Genomic DNA, 12,613 nt, shown 5'->3' on the forward strand with positions numbered 1-12,613 from the left:
GATTAAGACTAAAGTGTAATGGCTCTTAGTCTTTAGAAAGATATAGTGATGACAGCATCCTTGATAAAAAATTTAAGAACAGGAGCAAAATCAATGGAACCTTTGACAGTTGCCGTACCAAGTGCCAGCAAGAAAAACGTCGGCATAGATCAAGAAACATTTGAGCGTATGTACCAAGAGTCGATTACCAACCCTGATGGTTTTTGGGGAGAGCAAGGTAAGCGAATTGATTGGATTAAAGATTATACAAAAGTTAAAAATACCAGCTTCGAACGAGATAATGTGGATATCCGTTGGTACGAAGATGGTGTACTTAATGCAAGTTATAACTGTATTGATAGACACTTAGGCGATAAAGCAGACAAGGTCGCCTTTTTTTGGGAAGGTGATTCAGAAGACTCTGCTGAACAAATTACCTACCAGCAATTACATGACGAAGTGGCTTTATTATCTAATGGCTTGAAAAAACTTGGTGTGACCAAGGGTGATCGTATTGCTATCTATATGCCTATGATTCCTCAAGCCGTTTATGCCATGTTGGCATGTGCTCGTATTGGCGCAATTCATACAGTTATTTTTGGCGGTTTTTCTGCTCATGCTATTGCCGATCGTCTTAATGATTGCGATGTGAAGCTAGTGCTTACAGCTGATGAAGGCTTACGAGCAGGTAATAAGGTACCACTGAAACATAATGTTGACCTTGCTGTTGCAAATGATGCTTGCCCAAGTGTTGAACATGTTGTGGTCTTCCCTCATACCCAAAAAGAGGTGGAGTGGAACGATAAACTGGATGTGGATTGGAAAGATTTAATATCCTCATGTGAGCCAACTTGCCCAGTTGAGCCTATGCAAGCCGAAGATCCTCTTTTCATTCTTTATACATCTGGTTCAACCGGTAAGCCAAAAGGCGTAGTACATACGACAGGCGGCTATATGGTTTATGCTAGCTTGTCTCACGAAGTTGTTTTTGACCTACAACCAGATGACGTTTATTGGTGTGCTGCCGATGTAGGTTGGATCACAGGACATAGCTATATTGTTTATGGGCCATTGGCGAATGGTACTAGTAGCGTTATGTTTGAAGGGGTTCCCACTTATCCTGATTGTGGTCGAGTAGGGCGTATCGTTGATAAATATAATGTTAATATTTTATATACAGCACCAACCGCCATCCGTGCCCTAATGTCCAAAGGTGATGAACCTATTCAAACCAGCCACAGAGATTCCTTAAGAGTGCTAGGTAGTGTTGGTGAGCCAATTAACCCTGAAGCTTGGTGGTGGTATTACACTAAAGTGGGTAAAGAAAATTGTGCTGTTGTTGATACTTGGTGGCAGACAGAAACAGGTGGCATCATGATGACTCCAAGAGTTGGTGGAAAAGACATGAAGCCAGGTTCTTGTGTTGGGCCTTTGTTTGGCGTGCAACCTGCTTTGGTAGACAGCGAAGGTAACTTTGTTGCTGCTGAGGGAGAAGATGTAGAAGGGGGCTTAGTCTTATTGGATTCTTGGCCTTCTCAAGCGCGTACCGTTTATGGGGATCATGAACGTTTCATGCAGACCTATTTTAGTACTTATGATGGCATGTATTTCACTGGCGATGGTGCACGACGTGATGCAGACGATTACTATTGGATCACAGGTCGTGTAGATGATGTTCTCAATGTTTCCGGCCACCGTCTTGGTACGGCAGAAATTGAGAGTGCTTTAGTCGCTCACCCTGCTGTAGCTGAGGCAGCCGTTGTTGGTTACCCTCATGATATTAAAGGACAAGGCTTATATGTTTATTTAAGTCAGGTTGATGGGGTTGAGATTACAGACGCTCTGACTAAAGAAATACGTCAATTTGTACGTGATGAAATTGGTCCAATCGCTACTCCTGATTTGATGCAGTGGGCAGGTCAAGGCCTACCAAAAACACGATCAGGAAAAATCATGCGACGAATTTTACGTAAGATAGCCGCTAATGAGCATGACTCTCTTGGTGATACCAGTACGCTAGCTGACCCTAGTGTGGTTGATGATCTGATCAAAAATCGTTTAAATCAATAATCCAACTTGATCTGACCGCTCTATTCTTGTTCTCTTTAGTGTTACACTTTTGAGATAAGGGTAGCGCGGTTTTTTGCTCCCTATTATTTATAAAACAATAAAAAGAAGGTGAAGGGACTTATGTATTCACTGCTAATTGCTGATGACCATCCTTTGTTTCGTGGTGCCTTAAAAGGTGCGCTGTCGGAGCTATTTGAAAATATTGAGATCAATGAAACCCAAGATCTTGATAGCACCCTTACTTTTTTAGCGACAAATCCTGATCTAGATCTTTTGCTGTTGGACCTTAATATGCCTGGCAGTGGTGACCTTTATGGCCTCATTCGTATTCGATCTGATTTTGTTGATTTACCTGTGGCAGTTATTTCTGGTGAAGAAGATACTAGTGTGATGGCAAAAGTATTAGAAGCAGGGGCTTTGGGCTTTATTCCTAAGACCAGTCAACCTGTTGATATAGCGAACGCCATTAACGCCATTCTAGAAGGTGAAATCTGGTTACCTGAACATCTTAAAGAAGCTGTTTTAAATCAGCCTAAGCCTGACTTGGATATGGTTAAGCGTGTGTCTGAACTAACGCCTTCTCAATATAGGGTTTTATGCTATTTGCATGAAGGTTTATTGAATAAGCAAATTGCTTATGAATTAAATATTTCAGAGGCAACGATTAAGGCGCATATTACCGCTATTTTCAAAAAATTGGGTATCAATAATCGTACTCAAGCTGTGTTAATTGCCAGTGAGTTAAAGCTGCAAGTTACGCCTCAGGGCTAACCTCTTATTATTTACATTTGTGCTTGGAACATTTCTTTTCAGGCACAGGATCCATTCCGCCCTCGTTTAGTGGGTGACATTTACCTAAACGCCTGAGCCCTAAATATAGGCCTTTAAAAAAGCCAAAGCGCTCCATTGCTTCTATCATGTAGGCTGAACAGCTAGGATAGAAACGGCAATTACTGCCTATTAGGGGGCTAATCAGAATCTGATAGCCGCGGATTAGTTTAATCGCAACCCACTTAATCATGTTTGTTTTTTTATACCTTTTAAGCTGAGTCAGAGATAGCTCTGAATGAGTCTCTTGCTTTAGTTTGATTGTTTGTTACTGTAGGGGATTATCCCACATTTAGTTATAAATTTTCAGTAGAAGACGTTTAACCTATGCCAGATTCTTTACTTGCCCTTGATGCTAGCCATATTGTTGCTTATCAAGGTGAGCCCGGTGCTTATTCTCACCTTGCTTGTAAGCATACTTTTCCAGATTCAAAAATGGTCAATTGCGCGACATTTGCACAGGCTATGCAAATGGTTGAACAGGGCGAAGCCTTGTATGCCATGATTCCAGTCGAAAACTCAACAGCAGGTCGAGTGGAAGAGATTTACCGTGAACTACGTAAAACCGAGCTTTATGTGGTGAAAGAACATTTCGAACCCGTTAACCATTGTTTGATGGCAAAAGCAGGTACCAAGCTTGAAGATATCAAGCAAATCGGCAGCCACCCTCAAGCACTTGCACAGTGTGATGAAGGTATTAAGGCTTTAGGTGCGACTAATCTTGCTATGTATGATACGGCAGGCGCGGCTAAGCATTTGGCTGAAACTGGTGAGGAGGGGCTAGGTGTTATTTCGTCTGAATTAGCTGCTGAGTTGTATGGACTGGAAATTTTAAAGTCACACTTTAATGATAGAGAAGGGAATACCACCCGCTTCTTAGTATTTGCGAAGCAGCATAAATTACCTCCTTTAGACCCTGAGCAAGTGTATATCACCTCTTTTATGTTTCGTGTACGTAACATACCCGCTGCTTTATACAAGGCTATGGGTGGCTTTGCGACACATGGTATTAACATGCTGAAGCTTGAGAGTTATATGGTTAATGGTGCTTTTACGGCGACTCAGTTTTATGTGGATGTAGAGAGCCATTTTCAAGCACCTGAAATGCAATCCGCATTGGAGGAGTTACGTTTCTTCTCTGAGGAAATTCGTATGCTTGGTACCTATCGTGCTGATGAATATCGTGTTGCGAAAAAGCCTGTTTAAATCTTTATTTTTGATTTAGCTCTTTTCACAAAAAAGGGATGCTGATGCATCCCTTTTTTGTTTCTAGTTTAACATTCATTTAGCTTGATAAAGCTCTAGGGGAAGGCCATCTGGATCTTGGAAAAAAGTAAAGGCTTTCCCTGTGTATTCATCGATACGTATATCTTCTACTTCAATACCTTGGCCAATTAAATAAGCCTTGTATTCAGCAACAGAGTCCACCACAAAGGCTAGATGTCTTAAGCCTTGAGCTTCTGGGCGGCTTGGCCTTGCTGGTGCTCCTTCAAACGAAAAAAGCTCTATTTGGCCGCCATCAGGTAAGGCTAAATCAAGTTTATAAGAACGACGCTCAACGCGATAGTTTTTCGCAATGATCTTAAGCCCTAATATCTGACTATAAAAGTGTTTTGATGTTTCATAGTCAGAGCAAATGATAGCAGCATGATGTATGGCTTTAAGCATGGTCATTGGCCAGTGTTTGCGCTTGTTTAGCTTGATTCGTTTTCTTTTCAGCATAATACAAAAGCGCTAAGGCTAATGAGCACAAGAGAATGTAGGCAATTGTCATTGGCACTAAGGTGTTGTTATACATCTGGCCTATGCTGGTGCCGACAATGTTCGACATAATAGAAGAGATGGCACCTATTACAGCAGCAGCGATACCCGCAACATGACCCATAGGTTCCATCGCCATAGCATTGATGTTGCCAAATAATAAACCGAAGCAGAAAAACAAAATTCCAGCAAAGATTAAGAACATCCAAAGCTGTACTTCAAATACAGATTGTACACCAAGGAAGATGAGTGAATTAAGAATGATGATGCCAAATGCGCGCTTACTTATGAGGTGCATGCCTAGTCGGCCTACAATTTTAGAGTTGACCAACGAAGAGACGCCAACCAGTAGAGCAAGCCCGCCAAAATAGATGCTAAACAGCTTTCCTGTTTCAAATTGAACTTGAAAGATCTGCTGTGCTGAACTGATATAGCCGATAAGGCAGCCAAACATCAAACCTGAGCAAAATGTCAGGCTAATGGTGCTTTTGTTTGAGATAACTTCTTTAAAACCTGAGATAAAACCTGCTTTAGTAAAGGGGATTCGCTGCTCTGGTTTGAGTGTTTCCTCTAAACGAAAGTTAATCCAAGTTAAAATGATAATGGCGTAAAGACCATACATGATGAAAATGCCGTGCCAATTAGTGAAGAGTAGAATTAACTCACCCAGACTAGGCGCTAAGGCGGGCACCAGAATAAAAATCATCATGACCAAGGACATCACTTTAGCCATTTCTCGGCCTTCATATTGGTCTCGTACTAAAGAAACCGCTGAAATATAAGGGCCTGCTGCACCTAGGCCTTGAATAATGCGGCCAGCAAGTAACATCTCGAAGCTTTGAGCAAAAAAGCAAACCAAGGTGCCAATAAAGTAGATAAATAGACCAGTATAAAGGACAGGCTTACGACCTAGAGCGTCGGATAGTGGGCCAGCGATAAGTTGACCACTTGCCATACCTAAGAATAGAGCGCCAATAAGTAGTTGTACTTTGTTTGGGTTTTCCATCTGCAAGTCTTGAGTAATCATACCCAAGGCAGGGAGTAGGGCATCAATAGAAATAGCCACTATAGACATTAGCACTGCGGTTAATGCGGTAAATTCTTTAGCCGACATTTTCTGTTTTTGCATTGATTCTGCTGCAAGCTGACTCATGCCACTCTCCTTGTAAATAATTGAGGCAAGAGTATATAGAAATTCACTTTTTTAAGTGACTTCTTTTTTCGTTCAATTATGCAACTAGTAAGGAAGCTTAGGCATCAAAGGGAACTGAAAAAGGAGGTTTGAGCCTCCTTTTAATCGGTCTATTTATTTTATGCTTTTTGACAGAAACGCTTAACAAGACTTGTGAATGGCAAAGGTTTTTCGGCATGTAACCAATGGCCTGTTGCAGGGATCATTTTAACTTGAGCATTAGGGAACCAGTGTAAAATAGCATCCTTGTGCTGAGCCTGAATATAGTCTGAATTCTCACCTTTTATAAATAAGGTTTCACCTTGGTAGGCTTTTTCGAAAGGAGGAGTTGCGCGGATTTGGGCGTAATTGTTAAAGAGGTTGTCGATATTTACTTGCCAAGCAAAGCCTGTATCTGCCTTGATTAGGCTCTTTAATAAAAACTGCCTGACACCGAGGGTTGCAACGTACCCAGCCAAAATAGTATCGGCTTCTTTGCGGTTTTTGATCTGATTAAGATCAATCGCTTTAAGTCCATCAAAGATACTGTGATGACTTGATTCATAATCAACGGGAGCAATATCAGCAACGATTAAACGCTTTACCTTGTCAGGGAATTGAGAAGCGAACTGCATTGCAACTTTTCCACCCATAGAGTGTCCTAGCAAGAAGCAGGTCTCAATTCCCTCTGTTTGCATCCAGGTGTTGATGTGATTTGCCATGATGTCGTAAGCGGCATTTTCTAAGGCATCTGATTTGCCATGGTTGGGTAGGTCTAAGCAATAAACGGTGAAGTGCTCACTCAGGGATTGCGCAATTGAATGCCAATTATCACTGTTACCAAATAATCCGTGAATCACAACTAGGGGGACTTTGTTCTGACCATACTTTTTAAAATGTATCATGGGCTTGTTATGCTCGTTCTGGGCGCTTGAGAGTGGGTTTGTGTATTATGCTCAACCTGCAATGAGTAACGCATAAAATCATGTAATCATACCTTCAATTAAGCAGGATACAATCTGTGTCTGCTTGATGAAATAAATTGATGAGTATTTCTTAGATAGCTTTAATACTCGATCAAAATAAATGGGAAACTATGTTAGATAGACATTTTATTAAACTGCTTAAATGGCCCCTTGATACTACGGCGGCTTACTTAGTAAAACAGCAAGTTAGTGCCAACAAGGTCACAGTGTTTGGTTTTATTGTTGGCATGATGGTGATTCCGAGTTTGGCTTTTCAGGCTTATAGTCTTGCGCTGCTCTTTATCATTATTAATCGCCTTTGCGATGGGTTGGATGGGGCAATTGCTCGTCAAACACAACCAACTGATTTGGGCGGTTACCTTGATATTACGTTAGATTTTATCTTCTATTCAGGAGTGATTTTTGGTTTTGCTTTGGCAAATCCAGAGATGAATGCTTTACCTGCGGCCTTTTTAATTTTTAGTTTTATGGGAACCGGTAGCAGCTTCTTAGCGTTTGCCATCATGGCAGAAAAACGTCAAATTAAGCAGTTAGATTATGGTAAGAAGTCTTTATTTTATTTAGGTGGACTTACCGAAGGTGCCGAAACCATTGGGCTCTTTATTTTTATCTGTTTAATGCCGGCTTACTTTACGAGCGCTGCTTGGCTGTTTGCCTCTCTCTGCTGGCTCACCACAGGCACTCGAATTTATGCTTCTTACTTGGCGTTAAAAACAAATGCACAAGAGTCTAATTAAGACTTCATCTTTACGTAAACAATAGGAAAAACATGGGCATCTTAACTGACATTTGTATGATACTGGCTTTAATAGCAAGCTTTAAACAAGGTAACTATGCCAGCTATTTACCAGGCTTTTTAAATAAATTTTTACCCCAGTGTTATCGCTTGATTGCCTTTGTGGCGCTTTGGAATGTGCTTTGGTTTGCTGCTCGTAATATTGATTACTTTTGGGGACAAATGTCGCTTGTATCAGGTATCAGCACCTTGCTGATTCTGATGCCTTTAATTGAGTTAGAGAAGTTTCCTTGTTTTTTACAAAACTCGGTTTTAACCCTTACTATTCAGCGTTTGGCAAGCCAGATGACAGGGTGGAATTATGTCATTGTGAGGATTTTTCTAGGGGCTTGTATACTGCAATACAGCACAACTTTAATTAAGCTGAATCTGGCCTAATGAGCTGATTCAACTTAATTAGTGCTAGGGACGCTGTGATTAAGTCACCTCTTCTTCGCCTGTTCTTTTAAGTGTGTAGAGTATTTTAGGTTCTCTAGATAAGAGGGAGATGGCCTGTTTTCACTAGAATGATGGTCTCTTCCTCTACATAAGGGTTGTGTTCACTCATATGAGGGCTGCGTAACCAAGTGTGTTTTGGATAAGCGCCATGCTCATCTCGAAACTCACCTTCAAGTACTAAAATCTCTTCACCACCAAAATGTCTATGGGGCTGAAAACGTTCTCCAGCAGGCCACTTAACTAGGGCCGTATGTTCACCTCCAAATTTATGCAGGGGCATGACTTCTAATCCTCCAATACCTGCAAGCCATGTTTGTTCTTGAGTATTGATATTTACCTTTGCATTGTCACCTTGCTGAAATTGATTGAGTTTTACAAATAAGGTACAGCCGTTCTCACTATGAGGGGTATGTACAGAGTTGGCTGGGTGACGTAAATAAGATCCAGCAGGATAATCACCGTGTTCATCACTAAACACACCTTCTAAGACGAAGATCTCTTCCCCCTGAGGGTGAGGGTGTTGAGCAAAACTGGCTCGGGCCTGATATTTTACTAAGCTGGTGGTATGGCCAGATTCTTTGGCTTCTCTTTCTAATGGTTTTCTATGTACCAAAGGGCTAGGGCTTGCTTGCCAATCTTGCTTTTGGCTTTCTATGACAAGACGTTGTTGAAACTGCATATTAAGCATGGGATTTGTTCCTATGAATTTCTGATACTCTTATTGTATCGTTAAATCACATAAAAAAAGCAGTAGGCACAAATAGGTTGCTTAGGTACTTTTGGGTCTAGTTTGCTGAAAAATAAGGGTTTATTTTTTATTAGGTGATACCTATTAGTATCACCTAGATTGGTTTTAATTGGTTTTATACAAACCATAAACAGCATGATCTAAAATACGATCACCGACTTTTTCTGCATGGGTAATAGTGCCTTCTAACGTCATATTTAGACGTTCACACACAGCGCGACTGGCAAGGTTATCTTTTGCTGCACTGATTTGTATTTTCTGTATATCAAGCTCTGTAAAAGCGTATTGAATCAGGTGCTGGCATGAACGAGTGATAATCCCTTTACCTTGATAATCTGCACTTAACCAATAACCTATCTCGGCTTTTTTAAGTTTATGATCAATGCTATTGAAACTGATGTTACCAACTAACTCTTCTTGATAAAAAATACCACAGGTTAGGCTCTTACCATCGGCATAGTCATGTAATGACTTTTGGGCGAATCCTTTAAAATCATCCGCAGATTGGCAAAAGACAGGCCAAGCAAGCCATTGTTTTAAATAGTCATAATTCGCTTTAGCGAGTGCTGAATAAGCTTCTGAAAAGCTTGGATCAACTAGTCCTAGTTTAATATCTTGATCCACTTCCATGGCAAACATAAGTACTCCTTTATATTGTTCTCGTATGTTTGGACTGCTTATTAGAGCATGTTTTTTGGGCAGCTGCGCTAGCGGAATTTTAAATTAGTCGGTAATTAGGGCTATTGCTCGAAAAAACTTTAAACTATACTGTATGTATATACAGTTTTTTTTGGAGTTGATATGCGAGTTTCTTATTTAGGTACATCAGAATCCCGTGCTTTTATTGATGCGAATAGCATCCAAATCCCTCTTTATATGGAATCTGTTTCAGCTGGATTTCCATCACCCGCGCAAGACTTTGTCGAGCGTAAACTAGATTTGAATGAACTTTGTATTAAACACCCACAATCCACCTTCTTTGTACGAGTGCAGGGAGACTCTATGTCTGAGGCAGGGATTTATAATCAAGATGTACTTGTGATAGATCGCTCCTTAACGGCTCGCCATGGGGATTTTGTTATAGCTTGTGTTCATGGGGAGATGACGGTGAAAGAGCTTGTGCTCAAGCCTAACGTGGCTTTAAGGCCAAAAAACAAAGCCTATTCTGCAATCGCTATTACAGAAGAGTCTGAACTGGCCATCTTTGGTGTTGTGATTAGCGTTGTTCGTAATATTCAGAGGCAAGAATGAGCAAGGTATTTGCTCTGGTAGATTGTAATAACTTTTATGCCAGTTGTGAAAAACTGTTTCGACCCGATTTAAAGCATAAGCCCATTGTCGTCTTGTCGAATAATGATGGTTGTGTTGTTGCACGCTCTCAAGAAGTTAAAGCTCTAGGAATCAAAATGGGTGGGCCTGTCTTTAAGTTGGCGGACGATATTAAACGTTATGGCATTACCTGCTTTTCCTCTAATTACGCCTTATATGCAGATATGTCGAATCGCGTGATGACCTTGCTAGAGGAAGCTGCGCCTGCCATTGAAATTTATTCTATTGATGAGGCTTTTTTAGATTTATCAGGAATAGACGCTTGTACTGATTTACTCACCTTCTCCCAAAACTTGAAGCGCAAAGTAGATAAAAACACAGGTATTCCTGTATGTATTGGTATGGCGCCTTCTAAAACATTGGCTAAATTGGCCAATCATGCCGCTAAAAAATATCGAGCGACAGGAGGTGTGGTGAACCTTATGCCTCCTGAGCGGCAAACACGTCTGTTAGCTTTAATTGATGTGGTCGAAGTTTGGGGAGTAGGTAGGCGTTTATCTAAAAAGTTGTATCAATTAGGAATACATACCGCGTTAGATTTAGCTCAAGCGGATGTGAATATGATACGTGAACAGTTTTCAGTTGTGCTTGAGCGGACAGTGCGAGAGTTGAATGGTGTTGCTTGTATTGACCTTGAGCAGGTGCCTCCTAGTAGGCAGCAAGTTATTTGTAGTCGCTCTTTTGCTTATCGCATTACGGAAAAAAGCCAAATGCGTGAAGCCCTTTGTAAATATGTGACCCGTGCAGCGGAAAGGTTAAGAGAACAAAAACGTACCGCTAAACTAGTCAGTGTGTTTATTCGAACCAGTGCTTATAGCCCAAATGAGGCGCAATATGCAAACTCTCTCGTGGCTGAACTTGCTTGCCCTAGTGATGACACCAGAGATCTTATTGCCATTGTAGAGACGAGTTTAGATAAGTTATGGAGAGAAGGCTTTTATTACGCCAAAGCGGGAGTCGTGTTACTAGATTTATATGATGCAGAGCAAGGACAGTGCGAGCTGTTTTCTTCTTCTCGACCACAGGAAAAATCCAAAGAACTTATGCAGGTATTGGATAAGATTAATCAAAAAGGCCTAGGGCATGTGTACTTTGCCGCACAGGGAACCGCCCCAGTTTGGCAGATGAAGCGAGAGTATTTATCGCCAGCCTATACGACTAACTGGCAGGATCTGCCCAAAGTGCGTTAATTGGATATTAAACGTACTTTAAGGTGTCATTTGCCCATAGACTGGCTTCACCATAAGAGCGACTTAGCGCGATTCTTTCAGAAGAAGGTAGAACCGCAATATAGTTCCAATCTTGTTTCTCTAAGGCGCAGGCCTTACGTAAACGTGCACCAATGTCACCACGATAATGCTTGATTGCTTCAAGCACTTCATCGTCTAAATTGATCTGTTCAAACACTATCTTTTTTTCAACCTGAAGTACTAGGTCAATGCCTGACATGATACCCGCCATAAAATCCGTATCTGGACTCGGGGATTTTTCTTGAACTGCAAGCGCTTCGCAGCATTTGGCTCGTATAAGCAAAAACCGAAATATTTCGTTTGAGTGTTTTGAGTTGGCTGTAATCGTAATGAGCAGAGCCCACTTTTTAATTTGTTTTAAACCAAGAAAAACAACCGCTTCTTTGAGGTTAGTGACTTTGCGCTGTAGTCCACAGATAGGGCTATTTAGGATACGCAATAATTGGTAAGACAGCCTAGGATCTTTGCTTACCAACTTAGTCACTTTTTCGACAGTGATGTTTTCATTGGATAATTCACTCACTAATTCTAAAGCGTTACTCATGCTTGAGTTGATACGCCGACCTTTCACAATGGAGGGTTTTTGTAGGTAATAACCCTGAAAAAGATCAAAGCCTAATTCTTTGCACTCATCGTACATTTTTTGGTCTTCAACCTTTTCTGCCACTAGAATGAGTTTTTGATCTTTGAGTGCTTGAATTTGCTTGTGATGTTTATAAGGATCTGTGTGTAAAACATCAATTTTGACCATTTGTATATAAGGGAAGAGGTCTGCGTAGCTTGGATCAAAATTATAATCATCCAGTACAAATCGATAGCCTGCCTTATGCCACTTGGCAACGGATTCAACAAAGGCTGGCGTGATTTTTTGATCTTCAAGAATTTCTATATAGACTAAGGTTGGATCGATTGGAAAAAAGGCGTCGGACATTAATAAGTCACGGGTGATATTAACAAAGTAAGGTGTTCGCATTTGCGTTTCTAACTCGGTAATACCAATACATAAATTCACTAGCACCTGACTGGTAGCATCTTCGCCATCGATGACATTCGCCATAGTTTCGTCATTATTACGAAATAATAATTCATAGCCAAACAACTTACTTTTTTTGTCAAAAATGGGCTGCTGAGCCATCATCAAATCATTAAGCGTGCCAGGTAGTGAAGCCATTCTATATCCTTTTGAAGGTGAACTTAGCAGGACCGAGCCTGCCAACATCTATGTCAGCAGATATTAACAGGGCTATTTCATAGATT

Annotated in this window: 14 protein-coding genes; 7 read left to right on the forward strand and 7 right to left on the reverse strand. The window is 40.9% G+C overall.

Going from position 1 to position 12,613, the window contains the following annotated elements; translation table 11 throughout:
* The first annotated feature begins 93 nt into the window (after positions 1-93).
* Entirely contained in the window at positions 94-2,049 is a 1,956-nt protein-coding gene (gene acs, locus TW85_RS08780; RefSeq protein ID WP_046016753.1) for an acetate--CoA ligase, read from the forward strand.
* Between the two features lie 120 nt (positions 2,050-2,169).
* Positions 2,170-2,820, forward strand: a complete 651-nt coding sequence (locus tag TW85_RS08785) for a response regulator transcription factor (RefSeq protein WP_046016754.1) — start codon at positions 2,170-2,172, stop codon at positions 2,818-2,820.
* A gap of 7 nt (positions 2,821-2,827) precedes the next feature.
* Here TW85_RS08785 and yidD read toward each other — a convergent pair whose 3' ends face one another.
* Positions 2,828-3,070, reverse strand: coding sequence for a membrane protein insertion efficiency factor YidD (gene yidD, locus TW85_RS25925; RefSeq protein WP_082827921.1), 243 nt, complete (start codon positions 3,068-3,070; stop codon positions 2,828-2,830).
* Positions 3,071-3,204: 134 nt separating this feature from the next.
* Here yidD and TW85_RS08790 point away from each other — a divergent pair, with 134 nt between their 5' ends.
* A complete protein-coding gene (locus tag TW85_RS08790; RefSeq protein WP_046016755.1) occupies positions 3,205-4,083 on the forward strand; it encodes a prephenate dehydratase in 879 nt (292 codons plus the stop codon).
* 75 nt (positions 4,084-4,158) lie between these two features.
* On the opposite strand, the gene TW85_RS08795 is transcribed toward TW85_RS08790, so the two are convergent.
* The 3 genes from TW85_RS08795 to TW85_RS08805 all read right to left on the reverse strand — a co-directional run bounded on the left by TW85_RS08795 (position 4,159) and on the right by TW85_RS08805 (position 6,714).
* Positions 4,159-4,545: a VOC family protein gene (locus tag TW85_RS08795; protein WP_046016863.1), complete on the reverse strand. Its 387-nt coding sequence runs from the start codon at positions 4,543-4,545 to the stop codon at positions 4,159-4,161.
* Entirely contained in the window at positions 4,538-5,791 is a 1,254-nt protein-coding gene (locus TW85_RS08800) for a multidrug effflux MFS transporter (RefSeq protein WP_084616208.1), read from the reverse strand. Before TW85_RS08800 ends, TW85_RS08795 begins: the two co-directional genes overlap by 8 nt.
* 158 nt (positions 5,792-5,949) lie before the next feature.
* Positions 5,950-6,714 (reverse strand): alpha/beta fold hydrolase, encoded by a 765-nt coding sequence (locus tag TW85_RS08805; protein ID WP_046016756.1) that lies wholly within the window; start codon positions 6,712-6,714, stop codon positions 5,950-5,952.
* Positions 6,715-6,905: 191 nt separating this feature from the next.
* On the opposite strand from TW85_RS08805, the gene TW85_RS08810 reads away from it, so the two are divergent.
* Both TW85_RS08810 and TW85_RS08815 read left to right on the forward strand, forming a co-directional pair.
* A complete protein-coding gene (locus TW85_RS08810; protein ID WP_046016757.1) occupies positions 6,906-7,532 on the forward strand; it encodes a CDP-alcohol phosphatidyltransferase family protein in 627 nt (208 codons plus the stop codon).
* A gap of 32 nt (positions 7,533-7,564) precedes the next feature.
* Complete coding sequence (locus TW85_RS08815; protein ID WP_046016758.1) at positions 7,565-7,969, forward strand: hypothetical protein; 405 nt, start codon at positions 7,565-7,567, stop codon at positions 7,967-7,969.
* A gap of 94 nt (positions 7,970-8,063) precedes the next feature.
* Here TW85_RS08815 and TW85_RS08820 read toward each other — a convergent pair whose 3' ends face one another.
* Together TW85_RS08820 and TW85_RS08825 are read right to left on the reverse strand one after the other, a co-directional pair.
* Positions 8,064-8,717, reverse strand: a complete 654-nt coding sequence (locus TW85_RS08820) for a cupin domain-containing protein (protein ID WP_046016759.1) — start codon at positions 8,715-8,717, stop codon at positions 8,064-8,066.
* Between the two features lie 165 nt (positions 8,718-8,882).
* Positions 8,883-9,416: a GNAT family N-acetyltransferase gene (locus TW85_RS08825; RefSeq protein WP_046016760.1), complete on the reverse strand. Its 534-nt coding sequence runs from the start codon at positions 9,414-9,416 to the stop codon at positions 8,883-8,885.
* A 162-nt stretch (positions 9,417-9,578) separates the two neighbouring features.
* Between TW85_RS08825 and umuD the strand changes: the two genes are divergently transcribed.
* Together umuD and umuC are read left to right on the forward strand one after the other, a co-directional pair.
* Positions 9,579-10,028, forward strand: a complete 450-nt coding sequence (umuD, locus tag TW85_RS08830) for a translesion error-prone DNA polymerase V autoproteolytic subunit (protein WP_046016761.1) — start codon at positions 9,579-9,581, stop codon at positions 10,026-10,028.
* A complete protein-coding gene (gene umuC, locus TW85_RS08835) occupies positions 10,025-11,296 on the forward strand; it encodes a translesion error-prone DNA polymerase V subunit UmuC (protein ID WP_046016762.1) in 1,272 nt (423 codons plus the stop codon). Before umuD ends, umuC begins: the two co-directional genes overlap by 4 nt.
* A gap of 7 nt (positions 11,297-11,303) precedes the next feature.
* On the opposite strand, the gene TW85_RS08840 is transcribed toward umuC, so the two are convergent.
* Positions 11,304-12,527, reverse strand: coding sequence for an HDOD domain-containing protein (locus TW85_RS08840; protein WP_046016763.1), 1,224 nt, complete (start codon positions 12,525-12,527; stop codon positions 11,304-11,306).
* Positions 12,528-12,613 lie beyond the last annotated feature (86 nt).

The organism is Marinomonas sp. S3726, from assembly GCF_000967665.1.
Classification (GTDB): Bacteria; Pseudomonadota; Gammaproteobacteria; order Pseudomonadales; family Marinomonadaceae; genus Marinomonas.

Bases quoted from the DNA above. Each gene is read 5' to 3' on its own strand.
- acs (WP_046016753.1), top strand. From the start codon at position 94: ATGGAACCTTTGACAGTTGCCGTACCAAGTGCCAGCAAGAAAAACGTC.
- TW85_RS08785 (WP_046016754.1), top strand. From the start codon at position 2,170: ATGTATTCACTGCTAATTGCTGATGACCATCCTTTGTTTCGTGGTGCC.
- yidD (WP_082827921.1), bottom strand. From the start codon at position 3,070: ATGATTAAGTGGGTTGCGATTAAACTAATCCGCGGCTATCAGATTCTG.
- TW85_RS08790 (WP_046016755.1), top strand. From the start codon at position 3,205: ATGCCAGATTCTTTACTTGCCCTTGATGCTAGCCATATTGTTGCTTAT.
- TW85_RS08795 (WP_046016863.1), bottom strand. From the start codon at position 4,545: ATGCTTAAAGCCATACATCATGCTGCTATCATTTGCTCTGACTATGAA.
- TW85_RS08800 (WP_084616208.1), bottom strand. From the start codon at position 5,791: ATGAGTCAGCTTGCAGCAGAATCAATGCAAAAACAGAAAATGTCGGCT.
- TW85_RS08805 (WP_046016756.1), bottom strand. From the start codon at position 6,714: ATGATACATTTTAAAAAGTATGGTCAGAACAAAGTCCCCCTAGTTGTG.
- TW85_RS08810 (WP_046016757.1), top strand. From the start codon at position 6,906: ATGTTAGATAGACATTTTATTAAACTGCTTAAATGGCCCCTTGATACT.
- TW85_RS08815 (WP_046016758.1), top strand. From the start codon at position 7,565: ATGGGCATCTTAACTGACATTTGTATGATACTGGCTTTAATAGCAAGC.
- TW85_RS08820 (WP_046016759.1), bottom strand. From the start codon at position 8,717: ATGCTTAATATGCAGTTTCAACAACGTCTTGTCATAGAAAGCCAAAAG.
- TW85_RS08825 (WP_046016760.1), bottom strand. From the start codon at position 9,416: ATGTTTGCCATGGAAGTGGATCAAGATATTAAACTAGGACTAGTTGAT.
- umuD (WP_046016761.1), top strand. From the start codon at position 9,579: ATGCGAGTTTCTTATTTAGGTACATCAGAATCCCGTGCTTTTATTGAT.
- umuC (WP_046016762.1), top strand. From the start codon at position 10,025: ATGAGCAAGGTATTTGCTCTGGTAGATTGTAATAACTTTTATGCCAGT.
- TW85_RS08840 (WP_046016763.1), bottom strand. From the start codon at position 12,527: ATGGCTTCACTACCTGGCACGCTTAATGATTTGATGATGGCTCAGCAG.